25 protein-coding genes, 1 tRNA gene and 1 riboswitch are annotated in these 26,478 nt (G+C 67.5%); of the genes, 12 read left to right on the forward strand and 14 right to left on the reverse strand.

Annotated features, from left to right (window positions below):
- Positions 1-5 precede the first annotated feature (5 nt).
- Positions 6-584 carry a TetR/AcrR family transcriptional regulator gene (locus ACFVHY_RS12270; RefSeq protein WP_390272065.1) on the reverse strand — a complete coding sequence of 193 codons (579 nt, stop codon included), beginning with the start codon at positions 582-584 and terminating at the stop codon, positions 6-8.
- A 164-nt stretch (positions 585-748) separates the two neighbouring features.
- Between ACFVHY_RS12270 and ACFVHY_RS12275 the strand changes: the two genes are divergently transcribed.
- The 4 genes from ACFVHY_RS12275 (at position 749) to ACFVHY_RS12290 (ending at position 4,706) form a co-directional block, all read left to right on the forward strand.
- On the forward strand, positions 749-2,026 hold the full coding sequence (locus ACFVHY_RS12275; protein WP_390272067.1) for a cytochrome P450: 1,278 nt from the start codon (positions 749-751) through the stop codon (positions 2,024-2,026).
- 47 nt (positions 2,027-2,073) lie between these two features.
- Positions 2,074-2,553: a hypothetical protein gene (locus tag ACFVHY_RS12280; RefSeq protein WP_223258988.1), complete on the forward strand. Its 480-nt coding sequence runs from the start codon at positions 2,074-2,076 to the stop codon at positions 2,551-2,553.
- A gap of 73 nt (positions 2,554-2,626) precedes the next feature.
- On the forward strand, positions 2,627-3,406 hold the full coding sequence (locus ACFVHY_RS12285) for a type 1 glutamine amidotransferase (protein ID WP_390272069.1): 780 nt from the start codon (positions 2,627-2,629) through the stop codon (positions 3,404-3,406).
- 10 nt (positions 3,407-3,416) lie between these two features.
- On the forward strand, positions 3,417-4,706 hold the full coding sequence (locus tag ACFVHY_RS12290) for a D-alanyl-D-alanine carboxypeptidase family protein (RefSeq protein WP_390272071.1): 1,290 nt from the start codon (positions 3,417-3,419) through the stop codon (positions 4,704-4,706).
- A 21-nt stretch (positions 4,707-4,727) separates the two neighbouring features.
- On the opposite strand, the gene ACFVHY_RS12295 is transcribed toward ACFVHY_RS12290, so the two are convergent.
- From ACFVHY_RS12295 to ACFVHY_RS12305, 3 genes are read right to left on the reverse strand one after another with little or no spacing between them, the layout of a single operon-like run.
- Positions 4,728-5,828: a YhjD/YihY/BrkB family envelope integrity protein gene (locus ACFVHY_RS12295; RefSeq protein ID WP_390272073.1), complete on the reverse strand. Its 1,101-nt coding sequence runs from the start codon at positions 5,826-5,828 to the stop codon at positions 4,728-4,730.
- A 49-nt stretch (positions 5,829-5,877) separates the two neighbouring features.
- A complete protein-coding gene (gene trpS, locus ACFVHY_RS12300; RefSeq protein WP_390272075.1) occupies positions 5,878-6,933 on the reverse strand; it encodes a tryptophan--tRNA ligase in 1,056 nt (351 codons plus the stop codon).
- A gap of 23 nt (positions 6,934-6,956) precedes the next feature.
- The gene (locus ACFVHY_RS12305) at positions 6,957-7,793 is read right to left on the reverse strand and encodes an exodeoxyribonuclease III (RefSeq protein WP_390272077.1); all 837 of its coding nucleotides are present in this window, start codon (positions 7,791-7,793) and stop codon (positions 6,957-6,959) included.
- Positions 7,794-7,942: 149 nt separating this feature from the next.
- Here ACFVHY_RS12305 and ACFVHY_RS12310 point away from each other — a divergent pair, with 149 nt between their 5' ends.
- Positions 7,943-8,125, forward strand: a complete 183-nt coding sequence (locus ACFVHY_RS12310; RefSeq protein WP_390272079.1) for a bacterioferritin-associated ferredoxin — start codon at positions 7,943-7,945, stop codon at positions 8,123-8,125.
- Positions 8,126-8,225: 100 nt separating this feature from the next.
- Complete coding sequence (bfr, locus tag ACFVHY_RS12315) at positions 8,226-8,711, forward strand: bacterioferritin (RefSeq protein ID WP_390272240.1); 486 nt, start codon at positions 8,226-8,228, stop codon at positions 8,709-8,711.
- Between the two features lie 78 nt (positions 8,712-8,789).
- On the opposite strand, the gene ACFVHY_RS12320 is transcribed toward bfr, so the two are convergent.
- The gene (locus tag ACFVHY_RS12320; RefSeq protein WP_390272081.1) at positions 8,790-10,079 is read right to left on the reverse strand and encodes an MFS transporter; all 1,290 of its coding nucleotides are present in this window, start codon (positions 10,077-10,079) and stop codon (positions 8,790-8,792) included.
- Between the two features lie 89 nt (positions 10,080-10,168).
- A complete protein-coding gene (locus ACFVHY_RS12325) occupies positions 10,169-11,962 on the reverse strand; it encodes a PE-PPE domain-containing protein (protein ID WP_390272083.1) in 1,794 nt (597 codons plus the stop codon).
- A gap of 268 nt (positions 11,963-12,230) precedes the next feature.
- Positions 12,231-12,351: riboswitch (SAM riboswitch) on the forward strand.
- A 62-nt stretch (positions 12,352-12,413) separates the two neighbouring features.
- Here ACFVHY_RS12325 and ACFVHY_RS12330 point away from each other — a divergent pair.
- Together ACFVHY_RS12330 and ACFVHY_RS12335 are read left to right on the forward strand one after the other, a co-directional pair.
- Entirely contained in the window at positions 12,414-13,748 is a 1,335-nt protein-coding gene (locus ACFVHY_RS12330; RefSeq protein ID WP_390272085.1) for a bifunctional o-acetylhomoserine/o-acetylserine sulfhydrylase, read from the forward strand.
- A 16-nt stretch (positions 13,749-13,764) separates the two neighbouring features.
- Complete coding sequence (locus ACFVHY_RS12335; protein ID WP_058250670.1) at positions 13,765-14,919, forward strand: homoserine O-acetyltransferase; 1,155 nt, start codon at positions 13,765-13,767, stop codon at positions 14,917-14,919.
- Positions 14,920-14,952: 33 nt separating this feature from the next.
- Here ACFVHY_RS12335 and ACFVHY_RS12340 read toward each other — a convergent pair whose 3' ends face one another.
- The 3 genes from ACFVHY_RS12340 to ACFVHY_RS12350 form a co-directional block, all read right to left on the reverse strand.
- Positions 14,953-16,518: an Hsp70 family protein gene (locus tag ACFVHY_RS12340; protein ID WP_390272087.1), complete on the reverse strand. Its 1,566-nt coding sequence runs from the start codon at positions 16,516-16,518 to the stop codon at positions 14,953-14,955.
- 168 nt (positions 16,519-16,686) lie between these two features.
- Positions 16,687-16,959, reverse strand: coding sequence for a DUF3017 domain-containing protein (locus ACFVHY_RS12345; RefSeq protein ID WP_068971771.1), 273 nt, complete (start codon positions 16,957-16,959; stop codon positions 16,687-16,689).
- A 101-nt stretch (positions 16,960-17,060) separates the two neighbouring features.
- On the reverse strand, positions 17,061-17,936 hold the full coding sequence (locus tag ACFVHY_RS12350) for a bifunctional methylenetetrahydrofolate dehydrogenase/methenyltetrahydrofolate cyclohydrolase (protein ID WP_390272089.1): 876 nt from the start codon (positions 17,934-17,936) through the stop codon (positions 17,061-17,063).
- Positions 17,937-17,976: 40 nt separating this feature from the next.
- Here ACFVHY_RS12350 and ACFVHY_RS12355 point away from each other — a divergent pair, with 40 nt between their 5' ends.
- Positions 17,977-18,909: a serine/threonine dehydratase gene (locus ACFVHY_RS12355; RefSeq protein ID WP_390272242.1), complete on the forward strand. Its 933-nt coding sequence runs from the start codon at positions 17,977-17,979 to the stop codon at positions 18,907-18,909.
- A gap of 195 nt (positions 18,910-19,104) precedes the next feature.
- Positions 19,105-19,878 carry a hypothetical protein gene (locus ACFVHY_RS12360; protein WP_390272091.1) on the forward strand — a complete coding sequence of 258 codons (774 nt, stop codon included), beginning with the start codon at positions 19,105-19,107 and terminating at the stop codon, positions 19,876-19,878.
- Positions 19,879-19,892: 14 nt separating this feature from the next.
- On the opposite strand, the gene ACFVHY_RS12365 is transcribed toward ACFVHY_RS12360, so the two are convergent.
- Positions 19,893-20,504, reverse strand: a complete 612-nt coding sequence (locus ACFVHY_RS12365; RefSeq protein ID WP_390272093.1) for a hypothetical protein — start codon at positions 20,502-20,504, stop codon at positions 19,893-19,895.
- Positions 20,505-20,617: 113 nt separating this feature from the next.
- Here ACFVHY_RS12365 and ACFVHY_RS12370 point away from each other — a divergent pair.
- Positions 20,618-20,704, forward strand: a tRNA-Ile gene (locus ACFVHY_RS12370).
- 379 nt (positions 20,705-21,083) lie between these two features.
- Positions 21,084-21,548 carry a tRNA (cytidine(34)-2'-O)-methyltransferase gene (locus ACFVHY_RS12375; RefSeq protein WP_058250672.1) on the forward strand — a complete coding sequence of 155 codons (465 nt, stop codon included), beginning with the start codon at positions 21,084-21,086 and terminating at the stop codon, positions 21,546-21,548.
- Here ACFVHY_RS12375 and ACFVHY_RS12380 read toward each other — a convergent pair whose 3' ends face one another.
- The 4 genes from ACFVHY_RS12380 to ACFVHY_RS12395 all read right to left on the reverse strand — a co-directional run bounded on the left by ACFVHY_RS12380 (position 21,549) and on the right by ACFVHY_RS12395 (position 26,362).
- Complete coding sequence (locus tag ACFVHY_RS12380) at positions 21,549-21,776, reverse strand: DUF167 domain-containing protein (protein WP_390272095.1); 228 nt, start codon at positions 21,774-21,776, stop codon at positions 21,549-21,551.
- 64 nt (positions 21,777-21,840) lie between these two features.
- Positions 21,841-25,128 (reverse strand): error-prone DNA polymerase, encoded by a 3,288-nt coding sequence (locus ACFVHY_RS12385; protein WP_390272097.1) that lies wholly within the window; start codon positions 25,126-25,128, stop codon positions 21,841-21,843.
- Positions 25,129-25,174: 46 nt separating this feature from the next.
- Entirely contained in the window at positions 25,175-25,975 is an 801-nt protein-coding gene (locus tag ACFVHY_RS12390) for an enoyl-CoA hydratase (protein ID WP_390272099.1), read from the reverse strand.
- A 24-nt stretch (positions 25,976-25,999) separates the two neighbouring features.
- A complete protein-coding gene (locus ACFVHY_RS12395; protein ID WP_078112077.1) occupies positions 26,000-26,362 on the reverse strand; it encodes a metalloregulator ArsR/SmtB family transcription factor in 363 nt (120 codons plus the stop codon).
- Positions 26,363-26,478 lie beyond the last annotated feature (116 nt).

Raw genomic sequence — 26,478 nt, forward strand, 5'->3', positions numbered from 1 at the left:
CACCCTCAGGGGTGCGGGCCGTCGTCGTCGGTCCCGGGGTCCCGACGGAAGATGCCGGCGACGATCGATTCCGCGCTCCGCGCCTCCTCGTCGGGTTCGGCGGGCCAGAGCAGCAGGGCGAGAACGGAACGGATGAGGAACCGTGCATCCGCGGGATCATCGGGATCGACGCCGACCAGATCGGCGGCCACCGCGTGCACCGCGGGAGACGACAGGACGGTGGGCGTCGCGTCGATGAGGTTGTCGGGCCGGAGGAACTGCCGGATGACCCGGTCGCCACGTAGTGCGCGCAGGGTCTCGATGATCGCCGTCCGGGCTCGATCGGGCCCGGTGAGATCCGCGACGGTCGCACGGATGGCGGCGAGCACCGGTGCCGACGTGGTGGCCAGCACGGACTCGATCAGCGCGGCCCGACCGCCGGCATGGCGGTAGATCGTCGCCCTCGAACAGTGCGCCCGACGACCGAGCTCGTCGAGGTCGAACCCGTCGAGGCCACGGCGTGCGATGAGGGCCGCCGCGTGCGCGATCAGACGCTCGCGTGCAGCATCGTGCCGATCTGCGTCGACCAGCCAGTCCCGGGCCATCGCTCCCCCGTTCTCATGGTGAGACGAACCATCCTGACGATGAAGGACGTTCCAGCTGTTCACGAGGCTAGCCTGAGACACCGGATGGTGCCGTGACTTCTCACCGATCTCGACTTCGGGGATATGCGTGCGTCGACGGCCCGGGGTCGCCCACGCTGGACTCCATGGACACCACCGCCGATCCCACGACCTTCTACTCGCGTCTGCACACCGGTTCGCCCGTGCAGCGAATCGGGGATTCATCGTTCTTCGCCGTCGGCTCCTGGGACCTGATCGCCGACGCGGTCCGACGCCCGGAGGACTTCTCGTCGAACCTGACCGCCACGATGGTGTGGCACGGCGACGGCACGGTCTCGGAGTTCCCGGTCGCCGGCCTGGGCGACGCTATGCACGTCCTCGCCACCGCCGACGGGGCCAGGCACCGCGATCATCGGAAGCTCGCCATGCGGTCGGTGTCTCCGGCACGTATCCGCGAGCTCGAACCGACCATTCGTCGATACATCACGGAGGCATGGGCCGACGATCTCCGTGGTGGCCGGATCGATTGGGTGAGCGCTGTCGCGCAACGGATTCCGATGGAGGTCGCCACGGCGGTGATCGGATTGCCGGTCGCCGACCGTGCCACGCTGACCCGGTGGGCGATCGCGACGAACGTCCTGATCGACGGCGTCATCACGCCGGACCAGCTGACGACGGCAACCGCGGCGGTCGGTGAGCTGTCGGCTTATCTGTCGGCGGCGATGAGCAACGCAGACACCGGCACCGGCGCCGGGAGCGGAGCGAGCGGGCCGACCGGCACCGGCGCCGGGAGCGGAGCGAGCGGGCCGAATGACACCGGCGCCGGGAGCGGAGCGAGCGGGCCGACCGCGCTGGTCGAGGTGGCACGCCGCGTCGCCGAGGGCGGTCTCGACCACGAGACCGCGGTGATGATCCTGTTCCAACTGGTCGCCGCCGGGGCCGAGTCGACCACGAGCCTGCTCAACAGTGCCGTCTGGCTGTTGGACCGCCATCCCGACGTCGTCGAACGGCTTCGCAGCGACCCCGGGCTCATCCCGGTGTTCGTGGAGGAGGCCCTTCGGCTCGAGACCCCGTTTCGTGGGCATTTCCGGCACGTGGTCGCCGACACGACGCTGGGCGACACCGCATTGCCGGCGGGGTCACATGTGTTCCTGATGTGGGGTGCCGCCAATCGGGATCCCGCGCATTTCGACGATCCCGGCGCGATCGATCTCGATCCGGCGGCGCGGCGGTCGCACCTGGCGTTCGGCAAGGGCCTGCACCTGTGTGTCGGGGCGACATCGGCACGCTTGCAGGCGCGCCTCGCGGTCGAGCATCTGCTGCGCTCCACGACCGCTTTCCGGGTCGATCTGACGCAGACGGCTTGGGAGCCCGGGGTTCTCGTCCGTCGTTTCACCACGCTGCCGCTGACGATCACCCGCTGACAGCAGAATCCTGACTTCCGCTCGCTCAGCAGCCCGATGGAACCGATATGCCGTCCGATGCGTCGAAGGAAGACCGAGGAACCCGGCCCGTCGCCGGACCGGTGATCGCCCATCGAACGGAGTACTTCATGGCCCGCGCCCTTCTGTTCCGGCTGCTGCTGACACTCGCGGTGAGTGCGCTCGCGTGCCTCCTGGTGTTCGCACCGGCCGCGGCAGCACCCACCACCGACACGCAACGCATCACGATCACGCTGATCTCCGACCACGAGCACAACGGCGCCGCAGCGTGGACGGACGCGGACGGAAGACTCCGCACACAGTCCGAAGTGCCGCTGTCGCAACGAGATCCAGACGGCAAGTTCAAGGCGTCGTTGGTGTACACGCGGGCCGCGGCCGAGGCGCCGGTCGACGCGCTGTTCCAGTCCGGCGGGCGGTTCGCCCGGTGTGAGATCACGGTCGACGGTGAACGGGTCGCCGACCACACCGCGCACGGGTCCCGTCCGACGAGTTCATGTCATTCCGGTTGACGCAACCCGGCGTGGGTTCCGCCCCCGCGTCGGTGAGAGGAATCGCCACCGAGACCGTACTCTTGCACTCGTCATGAGCACCAGAACACAGCCTGTCGAGCGCCCGCGGGAGCGGTTGCGGGTCTTGGAGATCCGGCACGCGGAGTCCGAACCACCCGGCGCCTACGGACCCGCCCTGCACGCGATCACCGAGACGACCACCCTGCGGATCTGGCGCGAACCCGCGACCGTCGATCCCGCGGATTTCGACGCCATCCTCGTTCTCGGCGGAGCGATGGGAGTCGGTGACGCGGACCGCATCCCGTGGATCGCCGACGAGATCGACCTGCTCCGCCGAGCCCGTGAACGGGATGTGCCCATCTGGGGCGTCTGTCTGGGCGCGCAGATGCTGGCAGCGGCTCTCGGTGGCGAGGTGCACACGAGCGACACACCAGAACTCGGTGTACACCGGGTGAGTCTCAACGACGCAGGGATGGCCGACCCGGTGTGGGGCGGGGCGGTCACCGCAGCCGCACCACGCGACATCGACACCGTCCACTGGCATTTCGACACGTTCACCCTGCCACCCGGGGCCACCCTGCTCGCGTCCTCCGACGCCTGCGTCAATCAGTTGTTCCGCGTGGACAACTGCTACGGAGTGCAGTTCCACCTCGAAGCCGGCGGCGATCTGGTCAGGGGGTGGCTGTCACACCCGGAATCACGGTCCGCGGTGGCCGAGGTCCTGGGCGAGTCGGCCACCCGCCGTTTCCCGATCGACGCCGCGGCCGCCGAGAGTGTGACCGTGCCGACGGCGGAAGCGGTGATGCGGCGCTGGTTGCACGATGTCGTCGGCAGCGCACGGCCCCGCTGGTAACGTGCGGCCGATGACCCCGACGTGGACTCGTCGTACCGCGTGCGCGCTCGTCGCCGTACTGACCGTCGGAGTGCTCGGCCTCGTCCTCCGCGTCGGCCCGGCCGTGGCCGTCCCGCTGCCGACCGTGCCGCCGCCGGCGATCACCACGCCGGTCACCGATCACTGCCCGCACAAGATCTCCACGCCTCCGGCCGTCGACGAATCCGAGGTCGTCGCACCGGGTTCGACGACACCCACTCCCCTTCCGGTTCCCATTCCGGCCGTCGGCGGCGACCAACTCGCCGGTTGCGGGGTCATCGCCGATCCGTCGGCCGGTCCCGTTCCGCCGCGACTGACCTCCGCGGGTTGGTTGATCGCCGATCTCGAGTCCGGGCAGGTCATCTCCGCCAAGGATCCCCACGGCCGTTACCGGCCCGCGTCGACGATCAAGGTGCTGCTCGCACTGGTCGTCCTCGACGAACTCGACCTCGGCGCGCCGGTCGTGCCCACTGTCGAGGACTGGAGCACCGAAGGCGATTCCTGCGGCATGGGGCCCGGTGGTGTCTACACCGTTCGCGACGTGCTCACCGGCCTGTTGTTGGTGTCCGGCAACGACTGCGCGAATGCGCTCGCGCGGGAACTCGGCGGCGTCGATGCGACGCTCGAGAAGATGAACGACCGGGCCGCGCAGTTGGGCGCGACGGACACGCGTGCTGCCAGCCCGTCCGGACTCGACGCTGCCGGGATGTCTTCCTCGCCCTACGATCTGGCGCTGGTGTTCCGGGCCGCGATGACCGAGCCGACCTTTCGTGAGATCATCGCGATGCCCACTTTCCGGTTCCCGGGATACCCGCGCCGTCCAGATGTGCCGGGCGACAAGGATCATCCGCCCTACGACATGTACAGCACCAACCGCCTCCTCGTCGATGGATACCCCGGAATGCTCGGCGGCAAGACCGGTTACACCGACGACGCACGCAAGACGTTCGTGGGTGCCGCCGAACGCGACGGCCGGACGGTGATCATCGTGCAGATGTTCGGCCTGTCCGTCGACGGGGACCTGTACTGGGACCAGGCAAAGGCGATGTTCGACTACGGATTCCGAGCCGACCCCGCCATCTCGGTGGGCCGCCTCGTCGAGCGGACGGCCGCGTCCGTACCGTCTTCGACACCAGCGCCGACGCAGACCGAGAACCGCGCCGTGGCAACAGGTTCCGACCAGGCGTCGTCGACCTCCGTCCAGATCCTCATCGGGCTCGTGGCCGCACTCGCGGCGGTCATCCTCCTGCTCATCGGGTTGAAGCTCGCCGGACGCCGCTGATCAGACGACCCGCGCCGCAGGTCAACGCCGCCGAAGGGCTCCGATCAGCGCGGCCGCGACCGCGCCCAGTCCGACGGCGGCCGCGAGGGCGCCGGGCCGGGGCGCCGGGCTCACCTCGACGGTCGGCGAGATCTGGACCGGCCGGCGCAGTTCCGCGTCCGGTTCTTCCACCACCTGGTACTTGCTGTTGATGGGGTCGGTCGCGCACCACGCGGTGGCATACAGCACGATCCGCGACGCGAGGTATGCGAAGACGAACACACCGAAGATCGGACCGAACGCCACCCCGGCCGGCGAGCCCAGGACCGATTGGAGATACAGCCCGCCAAGGGATTTCATCAGCTCGAATGCGATCGCGATGACCAGTCCGGCCTTCATCGCGTGCGTCATGGGCAGCGGCACCAGTGGTAGCCGCGCCAGCACGAAGGTGAAGAGCAGCCAGCTGGCGAACACCGACACGACGATGGCGACGGCCCGCACCACGACCGGGGCCCATGACGCGTCGTCGAGGCCCACCCAGGAGAGCATCGTGGTGGTGAGTCCACTGTTGCCCAGCGTCGTCAGCGCCATCGTCACGGCGAAGGCCATGCCCAGCAATGCGAACGTGAGGAGATCCCACACCTTCGACAGCACGGGGTTGCGGTCGACGCGGCCCCCGTACATCTCGGTGAAGGCAACTCGGACGCCGGAGATCCACCCGATCCCGGTGAAGGCGGCACCGATCAGACCGACGATCCCGACCGCGGCGCGGGAGGAGATCGCCGAATCGATGACCTCACTGAGCTGCTCGCCCATCTTGCCGGGCGCGGCGTCGACAACCGCCTGTTGCAGGTCCTCGAGCAGCTGTGGCTGATTCGCCAAAACGAACGCGGCGACCGAGAACACCACCATGATGATCGGGACGAGCGCAAGGATGCCGTTGAAGCTGATGGCCGCCGCATACACGTTTCCGCGCCGGTCGTTGTAGCGTTCGACGGTCTGCACCAGGTGCTCGACGGCGGGCCACTTCTCCCGCGCCGCAGCGAAGGCCGACTTGCCCTTGTCGACGGTCGACATCCCTTTGTCCACAGCCGATTTCGCCGTGTCCACCGGTGATCTCGTCGAGTCGCGCGCGGAGGTCATCGAAGGCCTTCCTGGTCGGGTCGCGGGACGGCGTCCTGCGGGTTCGGTCTCACCGGCCAGGCGCCAGCAAGCCCACCTTGTCATAGACCGACGCCAGCGTCTCGGAGGCGACGGCCCGCGCGCGAGCCGCACCCCTGGCCAGGATGGCGTCGAGTTCGGCAGGGTCGGACAGGTACTCCTCGACCCGCCCGCGCAGCGGGGTGACGAACTCGGCGAGCACTTCTGCGGTGTCGACCTTCAGGTCGCCGTATCCCTTTCCCTCGTACTTGGCGACCAGATCGTCGATGCCGACACCGGACAGGGCCGACTGGATGGTCAGCAGGTTCGAGACGCCGGGCTTCTCGACGACATCGAACCGGATCTCCGATCCGGTGTCGGTGACAGCCGAACGAAGCTTCTTCGCCGAACGCTTGGGGTCGTCGAGCAGATTGATCAGACCCTTGTCGGTCTCGGCGGACTTGCTCATCTTGGCGGTTGGGTTCTGGAGGTCGTAGATCTTGGCGAACTCGGTGACGATGTGCGCCTGGGGCACCTTCAGCACCTTGCCGAACCGGGAGTTGAATCGCTGGGCGAGGTCGCGGGTGAGCTCGAGGTGTTGACGCTGGTCCTCTCCGACCGGTACCCGGTCGACCTGAAAGGCGAGGATGTCCGCGGCCATCAGGATGGGGTAGGTGAACAGGCCGACGCCCGCCGCGTCGACGCCCTGCTTCGCCGACTTGTCCTTGAACTGGGTCATCCGGCTGGCCTCGCCGAAGCCGGTGATACACGACAGGACCCACGTCAGCTGGGCGATCTCGGGGATGTGGGACTGCACATAGATCGTCGACCGCTCGGGGTCCACACCGACGGCGAGCAATTGCGCGACGCTCAGGCGGGTGCGATCGGCGAGGACCTTCGGGTCGAACGGCACTGTGAGTGCGTGCATGTCCGGGATGAAGTAGAAGGCCTCGAAGTCGTCCTGCAACGCCACCCACTGCCGGACCGCACCGAGGTAGTTCCCGAGGTGGAAGGAGTCACTCGTCGGCTGGATACCGGACAGCACACGCGGACGGGTCGGCATCGACTCGGCCGCAGGGTCTCCGTTGCGCTCTACGTCGCTGGTCATGACGCCCAGTTTGTCAGACCCGGTCACTCGTACCGCACGGTGACCGGGGCGTGGTCGGACCAGCGGAGGTCGTAGGCCGCAGCACGCTCCACCTCGGCCTTGGCCGCCCGGCCGGCCAGCATCTTGTTGGTGAGCTGATAGTCGATCCGCCATCCCGAATCGTTGTCGAAGGCCTTACCGCGCCACGACCACCACGAGTAGGGCCCGGCGTCGTCGGGGAAGAGTTCGCGCATGATGTCGCGCCACCCGGCGGCCAGCAGGTCGGCCACCCAGGCCCGTTCGTGCGGCAGGAAGCCGGGGCTCCTGAGATTGCCCTTCCAGTTCTTGATGTCGGCTTCGGCGGGCGCGATGTTCCAGTCGCCACCCACGACGACGTGGCGGCGTCGACGGACCAACCGGTCCAGGTACGCGCCGAACTCGCGCATGAAACGGACTTTCTCGTCGTGCTTGGCGATGTCCTTCTCGGCGTCGGAGAGCGCGGCGCCCTTCGGCAGGTACAGGCTTCCCGCGGTCAGCGGCCCCAGGTCCGTGTCGACGTCGACTTCGAGATAACGGCCGAGGTCGTCGAACTCCGCGCTCCCGAATCCGACGCGCACCGCCGATGGCGCGCTGCGCGTCAGTACACCGACGCCCGCGTGGCCCTTCACCGCGGACTCGCTCATCGTCAGATGCCATCCGGTGTCGAGCACCGGGGCCAGCGCCTCGCGGGCGAGTTCCTCGCTCGCGCGGACCTCCTGCAGCAGGACCACGTCCGGTCCCGAAGCATCGAGCCAGGGCAACAGGCCGCGGTTGGCCTCCGACCGATGTTTGACCGCTGCGCGGATTCCGTTGACGTTCACCGTGGAGATCGTGAGTGGCACGGAGCCACATCCTACGGGTGTCGTCCGACAGCCCATCGGCAGTGATCGCGCCACCCGATCGGCGGCTACAAAAGGTAAGGCAACCCTTGTGCGGACACCCTAAGATATGTAAGCATTGCCTAATCCAGGCACGAAGGTGAGTTTCCGAGATGTTCGTTTGCATATGCCGCGCCGTCACCGAGGACGAGGTCCATGCGCACTGCGATGCGGGCGCGTACACGGTCGACGCGATCAGCGACCGCTGCGGCGCGGGCGAAGGCTGCGGGACCTGCCTGGACAAACTGCACACCATCCTGAGCGAAAGGGCGTCAACCGCGACGACCGCTGCATGACCTGACCTCCGACCCGACGAACCTCGCGCGAGACGACGCGCGGGGGGTTTTGTCGTGTTACGGTTCGACCGGACACACACGGGACATGGGAGGCGGACAGATGCGTGGCGACCCCGAGGTCATCGACCTGCTCAACGAACAGCTCACGAGTGAGCTCACGGCGATCAACCAGTACTTCCTGCACGCGAAGATGCAGCAGAGCTGGGGTCTGACCGAGATCGCGGCGAAGACACGGGCCGAGTCGATCGAGGAGATGACGCACGCCGAGGTCCTGACCGATCGCATCCTGTTCCTCGACGCCCTGCCCAACTATCAGCGCCTGCTGCCGCTCCGCATCGGGCAGTCGATTCGGGAGCAGTTCGAGTCGGACATGGCGATCGAGGTCGAGGTGGTGGAACGACTCCGCCCCGGAATCGCGATGTGCCGGTCCAAGGGCGATATCACCAGCGCCAACCTCTTGGAGCAGATCCTCGCCGACGAGGAGGAGCACATCGACTATCTCGAGACGCAACTCGAGCTGATCAACAAGCTCGGCGAGCAGCTCTACCTGTCGAAGACGATCGCCACACCGCCCACGAACGGCTGATTGCACCGACCCGACGACACGAGGGCCGACCGGACTCATCCGGTCGGCCCTCGTCGTAGGTAGGACGGCCGCCTCGGCTCAGGACCCGATGGGCTGATGCCGCGCCTGGCGCCGCGCGGTCGCGAGGGCCACGACGGTGACTGCGATACCCGCCACCGCGAGCAACACCCCGACCACCGACGGCGCCAGGTATCCGTAGCCGGCACTGACCACCACGCCACCGAGCAGCGCTCCGGCCGCGTTGGCGACGTTGAGCGCGGAATGGTTCAGGGCCGCGGCCAGGGTCTGCGCATCGGCCGCCACATCCATCAGCCTGGTCTGCAGCGCGGGTAGCATCATCGATCCCGTGAGCGCCACGAGGTAGGTGAGGATCAACGCTGCCCAAGCATTCTCGGCCAGCATCGCAAAAGCGCCGAGGGAGAGCGCGGTTGCGGTGAGTCCGCCGATGATCGCCACCGCCACGCTGCGGTCGGCGACATAACCGCCGACGAAGTTGCCGGTCACCATTCCCAGTCCGTACAACATCAGGGCGAACGGCACGACCGATACCGACAGCCCGGTGTCGGTGGTCAGCGCGGAGTTGAGATACGTGTAGAACGCGAACATCCCGCCGAACCCGACGGTTCCGATGACCAGCGTGAACCAGACCTGGGACCGCTTGAGTGCACCGAGCTCGGTGAGCGGGTCGGTGGTCTTCATCCCGGTGAGCGCGGGAAGCACCCGGATCAGCGCGACGACGGTGGCGATTCCGATCACGACCACGATCGCGAACGCGGACCGCCAGCCGAACGTCTCGCCGAGCCAGGCGGCCGCCGGCACGCCGAGGACGTTCGCGACGGACAGACCGAGCATCACCTGTCCCACGGCCTTGCCACGGTTGCGCGGGCCGGCCAGATGCGCGGCGACCAGAGCCGCGACACCGAAGTAGGCGCCGTGCGGGAGGCCGGCGACGAATCTCGCCACCAGCAGCAAACCGTAATCCGGCGCGAGGACGGTCGCGAGGTTGCCGACCGTGAACGCCACCATCAAGCCGATCAGAAGCGTCCGACGGGACATCCGCGCGGTGAGCGCCGCGATCAGCGGCGCACCCACCACCACACCCATCGCGTAGGCCGAGATGACATGTCCGGCAGTCGGTTCCGAGACACCCAGAGATCCGGCGATGTTGGGCAGGAGGCCCATGGCGACGAACTCGGTCGTCCCGATCCCGAATCCACCCAGCGCAAGGGCGAGGATCGTCCACCGACGCACCCGGCGGGACACCTCGGCCGATTCGGCCCACCCGGGGCTGCGGAGTTCCCCGGCGGTGGACGGACCCGTCAGTGAGGGGTCGGCCGGGGCTTCGGTCGTCGAGAGAGCATCAGGCACGGTTGATGCCAACCTGCGCCCGTCAGCGCTGATTCCTCAGCCGGTGGTGAGTTCATTCACACGCGCAGCGTCCACAGCGTCGCGCGGCGTCAGTCGCCGGCTGCAGAGCCCCCATCGTTGTCGGGGTCGGACGGGTCCGGGGAAGGCCCGTCCGGGTCCGAAGCCGTGTCGGGCGAACCGGCCCCCTCGCCGTCCCCTCCCCCGTGACCGTCGATTCCAGACGTCTCGACATCACCTCCCGAGGGATCGGTGACGGTCGGCAAGTCGTCGTCCCGAGGCGGAGCAGGCGCGGGGTCCGCGTCCGGCGTATCGGTCTCGGCATCGGTGCCCGTGTCGGCACCCGACGACGTGTCGGTCGTGTCGCCCACCGGGGCCTGCTCGGCCGGTGACGGATCGGTGACATCCGGTTCGACAGCCCGGGCTGCCGACGGCTCGGGCGAGGCGCCGGCCCCGCCCTCCTCTTCGGCGCGGACCGGCCCCACGGACTCGTCGGTCACGGTCGCCAGTCGCGCGAACGTGGACGATCGCAGATTCGACGTATCCGCCGCGAGAATCGTGACGGTGCCGCCCTCCGACGCCACCGGACCGATGATCGCGCCCGCCCAGTACCGGACGAAGTTGACCGGCAGCAGGACGATGCTGCGGAGACTCGCGGCCAAGGCTCGCGCGCCGCCGACGAACTGCGCCGGCGACAGCGTCAGGATGCCCTCCAGGATGTCCTCGAAGACGAACAGGTCCGGCAGATACGCGCCGTATCCGAGTTTCGGCAACGGTGGCAACAGATCCTGCACGAGCCGGACCACCGGCTGCAGGTTCGCGAGTTCGATTCCGTACGGCAGGTCGATCGTCGGACGCCCCGACAGAAAGTCGCCGATCGTACCCCGGTATCCGAGGTCGCGAGCCCAGCCCTGGATCAGTTCAGCGAAGGCGGAGTCCGCGGCGACAGTGCAGACCGTCCCCGCCTCGCCCGTGCAGGACACCGGGCGGGTACTCCATTGTTCCGAGGGATCGCGCCACATCGCGTATGGGTACAGGTTGTGCTTGGTGAAGTACCCGAGAAGTCCATCGATCGCGCCTATCGGGTCGTGGATGGGGTCCGGGAGGTCGCAGATCGGGTCGCCGTCGATGCAGACGGACACCACATCGCCCTCCAGATCTCCAAAGCCTCGGTCTGTCCCCGACGACCCGCGGGGCCCCGACATGGTCAGTCCGGGAATGATCCCGATCAACGACAGTTCGATACCGCGACCGGACTCGTCCCCGGCCTGTCGAGGGTCCGAGTACAACTCGCCGGACAACTTCTCGGTGTTGACGAGGATGTCGTCGCGCGTATCACCGGGGGTGTTGTTGACGTCGATCAAGCGGTACGTTCCGTCGGAACTCGGCTTGCCGTCGGCATTCATACGAGGCGAGGTCCCGATCTCGGCCAGGACATCGCCCGCTACGCGCGCCCCCTGCGAGTACCCCGCGACGACCACGGGTTTGTCACACTCCGCTTGATAGTCCGCGATTGCGCGGACCGTCGACGCCGTGCCCTGTCGTGTGCTGTCGTCATAGCCCGCGGCACCGAGCGGCCAGAGCGTCGTCGGGTAATCGGCGTGGATGATCCGGTACCGACCGTCGCCGGTGTAACGAGGATCGTCGTCCAGGGTGCCCGCCTTGTTGTCGGGGCCGATCCCGGTGTAGCGCTGTTCGACTCCGATCAGATGCTCGGCGTCGGGGTCGTTGGTGCCCCCGACGATGACCACCGCACCCGCACCGCAGTCGACCGCGGCGGCATGCGGAGTGCCGATCACCGTGAATGCGGTCGCCACCGCGAATGCGGTGAGGCCGGCGACCGTGAACGAGGCCCGTCGGGTCCGGAGATGAGCCATCACGGCCATGAGCGCTCCTGTGCGAACCCGGACCACCTGAGCGGAGCATTCCGGTGCAGCCGGGGCTGTCCCGAACGCTAGATCCGCGATCGTGGAACCGACAGCACACTGAGCGTCGCTAACTACCGTGACCAGAGGTTTTGTATCTGCTAACACCCGATTTCACTCGGTCGGAGGACAGCCACCGGCACCCTTCTGGTGCACTCCTCAAGGGTTGGGCGCGGCCTGACCGGGACGGTTCTCGGACCCTCACATCCGTGTTATATCCTTGTCGCCAGGTCATGAGTATCAGCGCGAAGCCCCGGCTGGCTGATCGGCAACCCTCCTTCCGCGGTGGGGTGCTCCGGGTGATGACCGGGTTGCGGGATCGCAGTGGCGATCCCCGGCAAGCGCGGGTCCGAAGGTCGGACCCCAACAGGGTCGAGTTGGCCCTGCCGACCGTAGAAAGTGATGAATCGCCATGTCTGATGTCCCTGACGGCACCCTCGACAGCAACGATCCCAGCGAGAACTGGAGCTTCGAGACGAAGCAGATCCACGTCGGGCAGTCCGCGGACGCGGTGACCAACGCCCGTGCGCTGCCGATCTACCAGACGACGTCGTATGTCTTCAACGACACCCAGCACGCGGCCAATCTCTTCGGTCTCGCCGAACCGGGCAACATCTACACGCGCATCATGAATCCCACGCAGGATGCCGTCGAGCAGCGGATCGCCGCGCTCGAGGGCGGCGTCGCCGCGCTGCTCGTCGCATCGGGACAGGCCGCCGAGACCTACGCAATCCTCAACGCCGTCGAGACCGGCGGCCACGTCGTGTCGAGCCCCCGCCTGTACGGCGGCACGTTCAACCTCTTCCACTACACACTGCCCAAGCTCGGGGTCGAGGTGAGCTTCGTCGAGGACCCCGAGGACCCGGCGTCGTGGCAGGCCGCCGTCAAGGACAACACGCGGGCGTTCTTCGGTGAGTCGATCTCCAACCCCAACAACGAGATCCTCGACATCCCGGGGATCGCGGAGGTCGCGCACCGCAACGGCGTACCCCTCATCATCGACAACACCGTCGCCACCCCCTACCTGATCAGCCCGCTGGCCCACGGCGCCGACATCGTCGTGCACTCGGCGACGAAGTACATCGGCGGTCACGGCACCGCGATCGGCGGCGTCATCGTCGACGGCGGCACCTTCGACTGGCGGGTCCAGCGCGACGGGAAGGACCTGTTCCCCGGTTTCACCACGCCGGACCCGAGCTACCACGGTGCCGTCTTCGCCGATCTGGGCGCGCCCGCCTTCGCACTCAAGGCACGCGTGCAGTGGTTGCGTGACACCGGCGCGGCGATCTCCCCGTTCAACGCGTTCCTGTTGGCGCAGGGCCTGGAGACGCTGAGTCTGCGCATCGAGCGGCACGTCGCCAACGCACGGAAGGTCGCCGCTTTCCTCGACTCACACCCGCAGGTCGAGTCCGTGGCGTACGCGGGCCTGGAATCCTCGCCCTGGCACAAGCGCGGTCAGGAACTGGCCCCGAAGGGTCAGGGTGCGATCGTCGCCTTCGAGATCCAGGGCGGAGTGGACGCCGGCAAGAAGTTCGTGGACGCGCTCAGCCTGCACAGTCACGTCGCCAACATCGGCGATGTGCGGTCGCTGGTCATCCACCCCGCCTCGACCACCCACAGCCAGCTCACCCCCGAGGAGCAGCTGGCCGCGGGCGTGGCCCCGGGACTGGTCCGGCTCGCCGTGGGCATCGAGGGAATCGACGACATCGTGGCCGACCTCGAACAGGGATTCGCGGCGGCCAAGTGAGACAGGTGAGGCAGCTTTGTCGGTGAGTATCGACCTGAATGCGACAGCATCTGATCAGCCCGACTGGGAGACCCTCCCGGACGGGGAACTCGTCGGCATCCCCATCGGTTCGTTGCCTCTCGACAGCGGAGCACGGATCGACGACGTCACCCTGGCGTTCCAGCGCTGGGGGACGTTGTCGCCGTCCCGCGACAACGTCATCCTCACGCTCCACGCACTGACCGGCGACTCGCACGTCACCGGACCCGCCGACGCCGACCACGACTCGGCCGGATGGTGGGACGGGCTGATCGGCCCGGGACAGGCCATCGACACCGACGAATGGTGCGTCATCTCCGCCAACGTCCTGGGCGGATGCAAGGGCTCGACGGGCCCGGGCTCCATCGCCCCCGACGGTCGGCCCTGGGGCTCACGCTTCCCGCAGATCACCGTGCTCGACCAGGTCCGTGCCGAGGTTGCACTGCTGGACCGCCTCGGAATTCGCAGCGTCGGTGCGGTTCTCGGCGGCTCGATGGGCGGCGCCCGCGCGCTCGAATGGGCGATCGAGTACCCCGACCGCGTCCGCAGCGCCCTCGTGCTCGCCGTCGGCGCCCGCGCGACCGCGGATCAGATCGGTATCCAGTCCGCACAGATCGCCGCGATCAAGGCCGACCCGGACTGGTGCGGCGGCGACTACCACGGCACCGGTCGGATTCCCCTGCAGGGCATGGGGATCGCGCGTCGGATCGCCCATCTCATGTACCGCAGCGAACCGGAGCTCGACTCCCGCTTCGGCAACGACGCCCAGGGCGACGAGAATCCCCTGACCGGCGGGCGCTACGCGGTGCAGAGCTATCTCGACCACCAGGCGTCGAAGCTGATGTCCCGCTTCGACCCGGCCAGCTACGTCGTCCTCACCGAAGTCCTCAACCACCACGACGTCGGCCGTGGTCGCGGCGGAGTCGCGAAGGCGCTCAACAATTGCCGCGTTCCGGTGATCGTCGGGGGGATCGACTCCGATCGTCTCTACCCGATCCGGCTGCAGGTCGAACTCGCCGACGAACTGGGCAACTGCGTCGGCGGGCTCCAGGTCGTCAACTCCGAGACCGGCCACGACGGATTCCTGACCGAATTCGATGCCATCAGCGATCTACTCAAGCGCACGGTCGAACTCGCGCGTCGAGACGCCTGACGGAGGCGTACCCGACCTGTCGGCGACGTCTCGTCAGCGGGGCGCCGGGACCGACGGGACCGGGCTGCCGGACCGAGGTACCGGGGTCATCGGTGAGCCCGACTCCCCGTCAACGGATTTCCCCGGTTCGGCTACATCTGGAATCTCAGTCGACCCGGTGGCGCGGGTGCTGCTCGGGCGCGGCGGGCCGCTGGGCGAGGAGCGCAACGTCGACGTCGAGTACGTGGGCGGCGGCGGAGTGGGCGCCACACTCGGCGGACGCAGACCCGGGGGCAGCAGGTCCGGCGGGATCGTCGGTGTCGAACCGGGCGGGAAGGTCAGGTCCGGCCACGGGAACGGCGAGAGGGTGCGGGTGCTGGTACTGGTGGACGGCCGCGTCGGCGGCAATTCCGTGGTCGCCCATGCCGGCGGGTCGTTCCAGCCGGTCCCGGGCACGGGCCGTTGCGTCGGAACGGGAGTGACGACGGTGGGCTCGACGGGTTCGGCCGGGATTCGGGTGATCGGCTGGGAGGTGGGCCGCGGGGTGGACGGCGGCTCCTCCTCGCTGGTCGCCGCCGCGGGGGGCACACTGCTGACCGACGGCTGCGGCTCGACGGCCGGGCGGTCGGCGAACGACGAGCTCACCGCGTAGATCGTCATCAGCGTGGCCGCGATGACCGCCCCGGCGACCGCAATCGGGGTCGCGGAAAGCCACTCGCGCTGCGGCTTGCCACCGATGAACGCCAGACGCGCTGCGCCCGAATAACTCTGGAGGGCCAGCAAGGCTGCGCCGGTAGCCACGACCAGCTCCGGCGCCGTCGGGTTCACGACCTCGAGCTCATGCTCTGACGCGATCGCGCGCACGGCGGGGAGGTTGGCGAGTCCGCCGATGAACACCACCGCGTCCGGTCGTACGCCGCGTGACCTGGCGGCCGCGACATAGCGGGCGAACACCTCTTTCGCATCACCGATCATCGGCGCGATCGCCTGCTCGACCTGGGTCGCGCACAGCGCCACACGACCGGTGTTCGCCGAGACCGCGACGACCGACTCGGCGGCCGCGACGCCGCCGTAGGCGATCTCTTCTTTCGCGGTCCGGCACGCGCTGAGCAACTCGCTGCGCTCCGCCCGCGTCCGGGTGGCGTCGCCCAGGACGGGGTTGTCGGCGGTCAGCTGGTCGACGATGGACCGGTCGAGACGACGACCGCTCAGCACGGTCGAGTGCTCGGCGTCGCCGATGCGACCCTCGCGGGGATCGACGGTGTAGAGCGACATGCCGGTGTCGCCGCAGTCGACGACGACGGCCGCGGAGAAACGGTCGATCTCCCCGGTGTCGGTCAGGTAGGCCAGCACGGCCTCGTCCTCGCCGGCGAGACGGACCTGACGCCGGGGTCCGCTGCCCCGTGAACGCAACTGCCGACGCTGGCTCCCCGTGCGTGCGGCGACCCCGATCGGGCCCACTCGCGTCCCGGTCTCGCGGGCGGCGGTGAGCATCACGTCGATCCCGGCGTTGACCCGGCCGGCGGAGTCGAGGCCGTCGGTGGGATCCACGTCGATGACGCGGGAATCGACCACACTGCGACCGAGATCGTCACGCGTCAAGAGGACGTAGTGGATCATGCCAGCCCCTGCTGACACGCCCATGGACGTCACTTCATTCACGGTGCCGTCGGTTGGTGATGCGGTGATACAAACTCCAGCGGTCGGTGTGTCTGCGCAGAGCAGCGGAAAATTGCCTGGTTGAGCGCATGACTGGTCCGCCAGGTCACGCTCAGGTCTCTATTGTAATCAATCCGTGCCCAAAGAGTCGATCGACGCCGCCAGCCACAGCATCACACCGCCGACCGTGGCCATCGCCGTCACGTCGAACGATTTGCCCCTGACCTGCAACAGACCTGCCTGCGACGACGGGATGAAGGCGCGGAGTACGGCTCCGACGAGCAGCGCCGCCCCGAAGACGAAGGATCCACGTCGCCAGCGGTCGAACATCACGAGCAGCGCGGCGGCCAGCACACCCAGCATCACCAGCAGGTACGGGAGCTGGACGAGCACCGCCCGCAACCGGGAGGAGTCGGCGGCCCGACGCCCCCGGTGTCCGGGACGGGCGTCCGCGGCGCCGGGCGACTCGGAGTGAGCGGACTCACTCTGGTGCTCCTCTCGGGTCACGCGTCGCTGCCACTCCCCGAGGCGAGCATCTGCTCAGCGCGTTCGACCACATTGACCAGCAGGAACGCGCGCGTCAGCGGACCCACACCACCGGGGTTCGGCGAGACGTGGCCCGCGACCTCCCAGACATCGGGATGAACGTCGCCGACGAGACGACCCTCGTCAGTACGGCTGACACCCACGTCGACCACCGCGGCGCCGGGCTTCACCATGTCCGCGGTGATGAGGTGCGGCACGCCGGCCGCGGCGATCACGATGTCGGCCCGGGCGATCTCCGACGCCAGATCCGTGGTGCCGGTGTGGCACAGCGTGACCGTGGCGTTCTCACTCCGGCGGGTCAGGAGCAGCCCGATGGGCCGGCCGATGGTGACCCCGCGCCCGACCACCGTGACCCGGGCGCCGGCCAGCGGGACGTCGTAGCGACGCAGGAGGTGGATGACCCCGCGCGGGGTGCAGGGCAGCGTCGACTCCTTGCCCAGCACCAACCGCCCGAGGTTGATCGGGTGGAGTCCGTCGGCGTCTTTCAGCGGGTCGATCCGCTCGAGGGCGGCGTTCTCGTCGAGATGCTCGGGCAGCGGCAGCTGCACGATGTAGCCCGTGCAGGCCGGATCGGCGTTGAGCTCGTCGATCGCCGCGTTGAGCTGCTCGGTGGTGGCATCGGCCGGCAGGTCCTTGCGGATGGAGGCCACGCCGATGCGGGCGCAATCGGCGTGCTTTCCCTTGACATAGGAGTGCGAACCCGGGTCGTCGCCGACCAGAACGGTACCCAGACCAGGCGTGATGCCCGCCAGCCTGAGCTTCTCCACCCGCTCGGCCAGATCTGCGAAGATCTCGTCGCGCGTGGTCTTGCCATCGAGTCGTATCGCGGTCACGCCGACATTCTTCCACGGCGCTACTGTCGGAACGGTGACCGTGGTGCGCAACGACGTCGACCTCGCCCGCGCGGCGATCGCACCCCATCTCCGTCGGACCCCGGCGCTGCGCACGACCATCGACACCGTCGACGGGCCGGTCGAGGTGGTTCTCAAACTCGAGTACACCCAGCTCGGCGGGTGCTTCAAACCGCGCGGCAGTCTGTGGGCCACGCTGCACGCCCGTGACCAGGGGTTGCTGACCGACGCCGGCGTGCTCGTCGCCTCCGGCGGCAACGCCGCGATCGGCGCGACCATCGCCGCGCGGATCGTCGGCGTGCCGGCCACCGTGGTGATCCCCGAGACCGCGCCGCCGGTCAAGATCGACGCGCTGCGCGCCGCGGGAGCGCGCGTCCACCTCATCGGACGGCGCTATTCCGAGGCCGCCGACGCCGCCGTCGCGCTGGCGGAGCAGACCGGCGCGCTCGCGCTGCACGCCTACGATCTCCCCGATGTCGTCGCGGGCGCCGGCACCATCGGTCTCGAGATGATCGACGACGTACCCGGACCGCTCACGACCGTCGTCTGTGTGGGCGGGGGCGGGCTACTGGCGGGCCTCACGGCGACGCTGCGCCCGGGCGACCACATCGTCGGCGTCGAACCACTCGGTGCGTCGTGTCTGCATCAGGCCCTCGCCGCGAGAGCTCCCGTACCCGTCGAACTCGAGAGCATCGCCGCGGACTCGCTCGGCGCGAGCGTGATCGGTCGGATCTGCTGGGACGCCGTCGCCGAGAACCCGGCGGTCGAGAGCGTCCTGGTGACCGACGAGCAGATCATCGCGGCGCGACGGATGCTCTGGGACACCTACCGCATCCTCGTCGAACACGGAACCGCCACCGCGGTCGCCGGTGTGGTCTCGGGAGCTGTTCGGCCGCAACCCGATTCGACGCTGTGCATCGTGCTCTGCGGGGCCAACACCGCGCTCGCCGTGTGACCGGCGCGATCGCGCGACATCTGCGACGGTCGTCACCGACTACGCTGACACCATCATGTTCCGAATCATGTTCTACCAGCCGTGCATGTTGTTCCACGGATAGCAGCAAGGGAGCTTCCGCCGCGATACGCGCGCAATCGCGGTAGCACCGAGTGTCGGCCCGCGATCACCGCCCTGGCGTCTTACGATCCCACCGTGGCGCAGAAACGCGAGAAGAAGTCGGTGGGAGAGCTCCCGACGTGGATGCAAAGCCACTGGCCGTGGGTTGTGGGACTTCTACCGTTTGCTTTCGCATCGATTCGTCTCTTGATCGTCTCCCGCGGAGATAGTCAGATCATCAACGAACTCTTGCAGAACCTGGATGTGGTGGGGTTACTCCTATCGTCGGTCCTGCCTTTCGTTTCTCCCGTCTTTCTATGGACCATGATCTTCTGGTCAGCAGCTCGTCACCTGCTGAAGAAGCAAGCCCGCAAGGAAGGAAAGACTGCGGACTTTCGAATTCCCAGCCTCTATCTACTCCCTCTGTGGGTCCTGGCGCTTGTAGTTCTCTACGTCGCTACGCCGAGTTGGCTGGTGCTGGTGAATGTGGCTCTCATCGCCGGTCTTGGAGTACTGTTGCCCTCCGCAAAGAAGTCGAGTAAAGCGACCAATCAGAACAAAGGCTTGGTTATAGGCGCGGCTTCAGGCGCCTTGATACTCGGCCTGGCAATCGTCGTCGCGGTCGTATCACTCCTGCTGGCCCCTGTGCTGTTCTCTTCGATGTGGCTCCCCAAGGAGCGCATAAGCCTCCAGACTCCGGGGAGTTCTCCCGTAGTCGGGTACGTCCTGAGCTCCGATATTCAATGGACGCGGCTACTCACCGAAGGCAACACCGTACTGATACTGCGAACGAAAGACATCGGCGAGCGAGCGGTAATATCAAGTAACCAGACTGGATTTAGACAGACCCCTGCCGAGCTGTTCGGCTAGCCTGACGCACCATCTCAATCGCCAGCAGCAACGGGCTCGTCGGCCGTCGGGCCGTCGCCGAGAGCCGCGATTGCTAGCTCCTTCCGGACCGCCTGATGGACCGTTTCCAGCGCTCGATGCAAAGCCATCGGCCTAACGTTCTTGTCTCCCAGCCAAACGTCGAGCGCGAGGTCGATCACCCTGTCTAAGGCCTCGGCAACGTCGTTCAGCTCGACCAAACGAAGCTCGCTGACATGAGCCGCAGCGGTGTTCGCCGTCTCGACAAGCTCAGTTTCATTCCGTTCACGAGCGATCTCGGATGTGCCGCTAAGAACAAAGTTGTCAGTGGCGGATCGGTCTAGGCGTGCACCCAAGCGATAGGCATCGAAGAGCAGTTCTCGCCGCTCGGTACGAGCCAGCCTCAGCCATTCATCTGCCCGATCGTCGCTCCGGTGACGTTCCATCGCTTCGAGCTGCTCCCGTAAGTTCTGTGCACCCGCGTCAATCTGCTTCCGGACATTCGCCGTGTTCGCTTTGATCTGGCGAGACACTCCCCAGTACGCGATTCCTGCTGCTGCAAGAGCTATCAGAGCCGCGCCGACAGTCGCGACCGGCTGTGCCCACCAGTAGGGATTCGTGACGTCCACACGAGGACCATAGAACGACAGTCGTACCCGTGCTACTGTCTAGCTTCCCTCGTCTTCGGACGAGAGTTCCGGGCCGTCGAGTCACAGATCTCACCGGCGACGGTGCCAACTACGGAGGCGTGGCAGAGCGGCCGAATGCGAGCACCTGATAAGTGCTTGGTGGTGAGAGTCACCCGAGGGTTCGAATCCCTTCGCCTGCCCAAAATCGGGCAGTCACATATGAAATCGGCAGTCGCGTCGGATCTCTTTAGCTTTCTCAGTCAGCCGGCCTCTGATCCTTCTAGGGATGCTCTTGAGCAGCCGCCGTTCAGGGCTGCGTGCGATCTTGAGATGGGACGTGATCGTGTACGGCAACTTGCATACAGCACAGATAGCCGCTTCTTCACCGACGACTTCTGACAAGAACCTAGCGAAAGTAGGCTCTGGCGAGGCCTGTGAGATACGCATCGGTCAGGCCTGATTCTGGTAAGCGACGCGGCACGCGACGACCTCGCGCCCTTCTCGGCTGGCGCACAGGTCGATGACCTCGTTCGGTGGCGGACATCCGCATCGTACGGCACCGACTACGCTGACACCATCATGTTCCGAATCATGTTCTACCAGCCGTGCATCCCGCCGAACACGGGCAACGCGATCCGGCTGGCCGCCAACACGGGGTGCGAACTGCACCTCATCGAACCGCTGGGGTTCTCGATGTCCGACGCGCAGGTGAAGCGCGCGGGACTCGACTATCACGAGATGGCCAATGTCACGGTGCATCCGAATCTGGTGACCGCTTGGACAACGCTGAAGCCGGAACGAGTCTTCGCGTTCACCGCCCATGCCGAGCGCTATCACACCGACGTCGACTACCAGCCGGGCGACGTGTTGCTGTTCGGCCCCGAGCCGACGGGGCTACCGGCGGAGGTCCTCGACGAACCCGAGGTGACCGACCGGGTCCGCATCCCCATGCTCGCCGGACGTCGTTCCCACAACCTCGCCAACGCCGCGAGCATCGTCGTCTACGAGGCTTGGCGGCAGCACGGATTCGCCGGTGCCGTCTGATCAGCCGACGCGGTAGCGCTTGGTGCGTGCCGTGGCACCGCCGATGAGCGCGATCTTGCTCTTCGGGACCCCGAGGTGGGCGGCGAGCAATTCGGAGACGGCCCTGTTCGCCCGGCCCTCGGTGGCCGGCTCGCGGACGTAGACGGTGATCGCGCCGTCGGGCCCCGTCTCGACCAACGGGCCCTTGCTGCTCTTCGGTTTGACGGTCACCACGACCTGTTGCGGCATGACTCTTCCTGTTTCTTCGTGAACACCGATCCGTCTCGGACATCCCGGCGCGTCCGCCGGAGGACTACTGCCAATCCCGGGACCTGCTCCCCACCCGAAGATCCATGCGCTGCAGTCGATCTGCGACGACGGTCACAGCGCCTTCGGCGTTCTGCACCCGGCCGCGGATCAGCAGAGCGGGTGCTGTCTGAGCGAGTACACGGTACCGCGCCCACAAACCGACCGAACACACCACGTTGACCATCCCGGTCTCGTCCTCGAGGTTGATGAAGGTCACCCCGGACGCGGTGGCGGGACGCTGCCGATGGGTCACCGCGCCACCGACCAACACGCGCGAACCGTCGGGCACCGACAGCAGGCGATCAGCGGCCAGCACCCCCATCGCGTCGAGGCGGGGACGCAGGAACTGCGTCGGATACGACGTGGGGGTGATCCCGGTGGCCCAGGCGTCGGTGGCCGCCAGCTCGACGTCGGAGAGACCCGGCAGGGTCGGGGTCGCCTGCGCCGACTCCAGGGCCAGCTGGTCGTCGCGCACCGTCGCGGCGGCCCCCGCCTCCCACAGGGCCTGACGCCGGCTGAGGCCGAACCCGTCGAAGGCGCCGGCACCGGCGAGCCCCTCGAGTTCCTTGGTCGTCAACCGGGCGCGCCGGGAGAGATCGGTGATGTCGAGGTAGGGGCCGTCGGTCCGGCGGTCGACGATGCGCTGTGCCGTCTCCTCCCCGACCCCGCGTACCCCGTCGAGACCCAACCGGACATCGAGACCCTCGTTCTCCAGGGTGGCGTGCGCGAGTGAGGCATTGATGTCGGGGCGATGGACCGCGACACCGTGCCGTCGGGCGTCGGCCACCAAGGTCTGCGGTGAGTAGAAACCCATCGGTTGCGCCCGTAGCAGCGCGGCGCAGAACGCTGCGGGATGATGCAGCTTGAACCACGACGAATAGAACACCAGTGACGCGAAGCTCTGCGAATGACTCTCCGGAAAGCCGAAATTGGCGAACGCGGCCATCTTCTCGAAGATGCGGTCGGCGACGTCCCCGGTGATGCCGTGCAAGGTCTCCATGCCCTCGTAGAAGCGCTGCCGCAGGCGTTCCATCTTCTCCGGCGACCGTTTGGAACCCATCGCCCGGCGCAACTGGTCGGCCTCGGAGGCGTCGAATCCCGCCACATCGACGGCCAATTGCATCAGCTGCTCCTGGAACAGCGGCACCCCCAGGGTGCGTTCGAGCGCCTTGCTCATCGACGGATGCTCGACCGTCACCGGCTCTTCCCCGTTGCGCCGCTTGATGAACGGATGCACCGAGCCGCCCTGGATGGGGCCGGGCCGGATCAGGGCCACCTCGACGACGAGATCGTAGAAGCAGCGCGGTTTCAGCCGCGGGAGGGTGGCCATCTGCGCACGGGACTCCACCTGGAACACGCCGACCGAGTCGGCGCGACAGAGCATCTCGTACACAGCGGGTTCAGCGAGGTCGAGGGTGGCGAGGTCGACGTCGATCCCCTTGTGTTCGGCGACCAGATCGATCGCATAGTGCAAAGCGGAGAGCATGCCGAGACCCAGCATGTCGAACTTGACCAGCCCGATGGCGGCGCAGTCGTCCTTGTCCCACTGCAGCACGCTGCGGTTCTCCATCCGCGCCCACTCCGTGGGGCAGACATCGGCGATCGGCCGGTCGCAGATCACTATGCCGCCGGAGTGGATACCCAGATGCCTTGGCATCCCGAGGATCTCACCGGCGAGTTCGGCGACGTCGGCGGGAGCGGTGTCGGGCATCTTGGCCCAGGCGTCCTGCTGGCCGGGCGCGTACCCGAGCGCCCGGGCCATGTCCCGGATCGCCGACTTCCCCCGGTAGGTGATGACGTTGGCGACCTGCGCGCTGCGCTCCCGGGTGTAGCGGCGATAGACGTACTGGATGGCCTCCTCGCGTCGGTCGGATTCGATGTCGATGTCGATGTCGGGCGGCCCGTCGCGCTCGGGGGCCAGGAACCGTTCGAAGAGAAGCGTGTTGGCGACCGGGTCGACGTTGGTGATGCCGAGGGCGTAGCAGACGGCCGAGTTGGCCGCACTCCCCCGTCCCTGACACAGGATGTCGTTGGCCTTGCAGTAGTCGACGATGTCGGCGACCACCAGGAAGTAGCCGGGGAACGTGAGCGCCTCGATGATGGCGAGCTCGTGCTCGATCTGCCGGTAGGCCTGTGGATGTTCGGCCGGGGTGCCGTACCGGCGGCGCGCCCGGGTCATGGTGAGTTCGCGCAACCAACTCGCCTCGGTGTACCCGTCGGGGACGTCGAAGGGCGGCAACTGCGGTGCGATGAGGCCCAGGTGGAATGCACAGTCCGCGGCGATGGCCACCGCGTTGTCGATGGCATCGGGATGTGCGGGCAGCAGCCGAGCCATCTCGTCACCGCTGCGCAGATGCGATCCGGCGACCCCGGGCATCCACCCGGAGATGGTGTCGATGTCGGTGCGGGCCCGGACGGCGGCCATCGCCATCGCCAGCCGTCGGCGCCGAGGCGCGGCGAAGTGGGCGCCGGTGGTGGCCACGGTCGGCACGCCCGCGCCGGCGGCGAGGCCGGCGAGCACCGCGTTGCGTTCGTCGTCGTCGGCCATGCCCTGCGCGGTCAGCTCGACGACGATGTTGTCGTGGCCGTAGGTCTCGATCAGCTCTCGCAGCGCCTGCTCGGCGGCCGGGACGCCACCGCGATCGAGGGCGCGACGGAGAGCACCCTTCCGGCATCCGGTGAGGATGAGCCAGTGCCCGCCGCCGGCCGCGGCGAGGGCTTCGCGATCGTAGCGGAGCAGGCCCTTCTCCCCCGCGACCATGTGCGCGTCGGCGATGGTCCGCGACAGACGGCGGTAGCCCTCACCGTCCCGGGCGAGGACCAGCAGATGCTCGCCCGGCGGATCGTTCTGGCCCGTCCGCGCGATGTCGGGCTCCAGTGACAGCTCGGCACCGAAGACGGTCGGCATGCCGAACTCACGGGCCGCCTCGGCGAAGCGCACGATGCCGTAGAACCCGTCGTGATCGGTGACGGCCAGTGCGCGGAGTCCGAGCCGTTGCGCCTCCTCCACCAACTCCTCCGGCATCGACGCACCATCGAGGAAGCTGTACGAACTGTGCGCGTGCAGTTCGGCGTAGGGCACCGCCGACGAGCCGCGCGCGATGTCCTCGGCCTGGTAGGCACCGCGTTTGCGCGACCAGGCCGGACTGTCGCCGCCATCCCCGGGGAACGGCGCCCATTCGCTGAGGTCGGGACCGAACTCGGTACCGGGCCGGTCGGCACTGCCGGGCGCTCGGCCGGCGAGCACCCGTTCCATCTCCGACCACGTCGGTGGTCCTTGATCCCAGCCCACCCGCCGAGCTTATCGAACACAAGTTCGATGCGACAGCGGGGAGGGCTCAACTGTTGGCCCGGCCCCGCCCGACGATGCCGGACCGACGATCGGCCACCCGAGCGGGGTCGAAACCTGCCATCCACTCGACCGACGTGTCGTTTTCCACGTCGAGCGCCGGGCCGACGAGATGCTGCTCGGCACGCCGATACGAGTCCAGCATGGTCCGCACCGCGAGCTGGTCACTCCCGGCCATGGACACCGCGAGTTCCATCGCCGCGGCCATCAGCTGATCGTGGGCCACCACCTCGGTCACCAAACCGACCCGCAGCGCCGTCTGGGCATCGACGAACTCCCCGGACAAGCTCATGCGGCGCGCGAAACCCCGGCCGACCGCTTCCGGCAATCGGGACGTCAGACCCCAGCCCGGCAACACCCCGACCCGCGAATGGGTGTCGACGAAACGAGCCCGTTCGGACGCGATCAGGACATCGCACGCGAGGGCGAACTCCAGACCACCGGTGGCGGCGACACCGTTGACGGCGCCGATGATCGGCTTCGAGATGGGGCGCCACGGATGCCCGACAGGTACGTCCGCATGATCGAGCAGTCGAGCGCTCTCGGTCGACGAGCCCAACTCGGCCAGGTCCAGGCCGGCGCAGAATGCCGAGCCCGCGCCGGTGAGGATGACGACGTCGACGTCATCGTCGTGATCCGCGTTCACCAATTCGGAACGGAGAGCGTCGATCAGGTCGGAGCTGAGCGCATTCCGGACCTCCGGACGGTTGAGGACCAACGTCCGCACCCGCCCGGATTGCTCGACCAGCAGAAGCGGTTCTCCCGACGTGGCCGTGTGGTCCCTGGTCATGCGATGCCTTTCGGTGCCGTCGGATCAACCCGCCGATTGCGGACGCTCGGCGAGCCCGAGACGCAGGTGTTCGCTGTGATAGACCGCCTCGTCGAGCAGCTGGGCGACATGGCTGTCATAGAGGCTGTAACTGATCGACCGACCCGACCGGGTGCCGGTGACCAGCCCGAGGTTGCGGAGCAACCGGAGCTGATGGGAGACCGCGGACTGCTCCATGCCGACGGCGTCAGCGAGATCGGTCACCGAGCGCGGTCCGGACCGCAATTCCGTGAGGATGAGCAACCGGCTCGGAGTCGCCAGCGCCTGCAGGGTGGTGGCGACGTGCACGGCCGATTCCGGATCGAGCCGCGCAGCCGGCCGCATCCCTTCGTCGATGCCGTGTCCCATTCAGCGGATGCTACCGGTTGGACATCACATGAAAACCTCTTCATATGAACTGTTACTGTCTAACAGGTGGTTGTCGGCGAGTGGCTTCGACTCGGCGCCTCGCTCGCCCTCGGTGC

Source organism: Gordonia sp. NPDC127522 (genome assembly GCF_042672305.1).
GTDB classification, from domain to species: domain Bacteria; phylum Actinomycetota; class Actinomycetes; order Mycobacteriales; family Mycobacteriaceae; genus Gordonia; species Gordonia hongkongensis.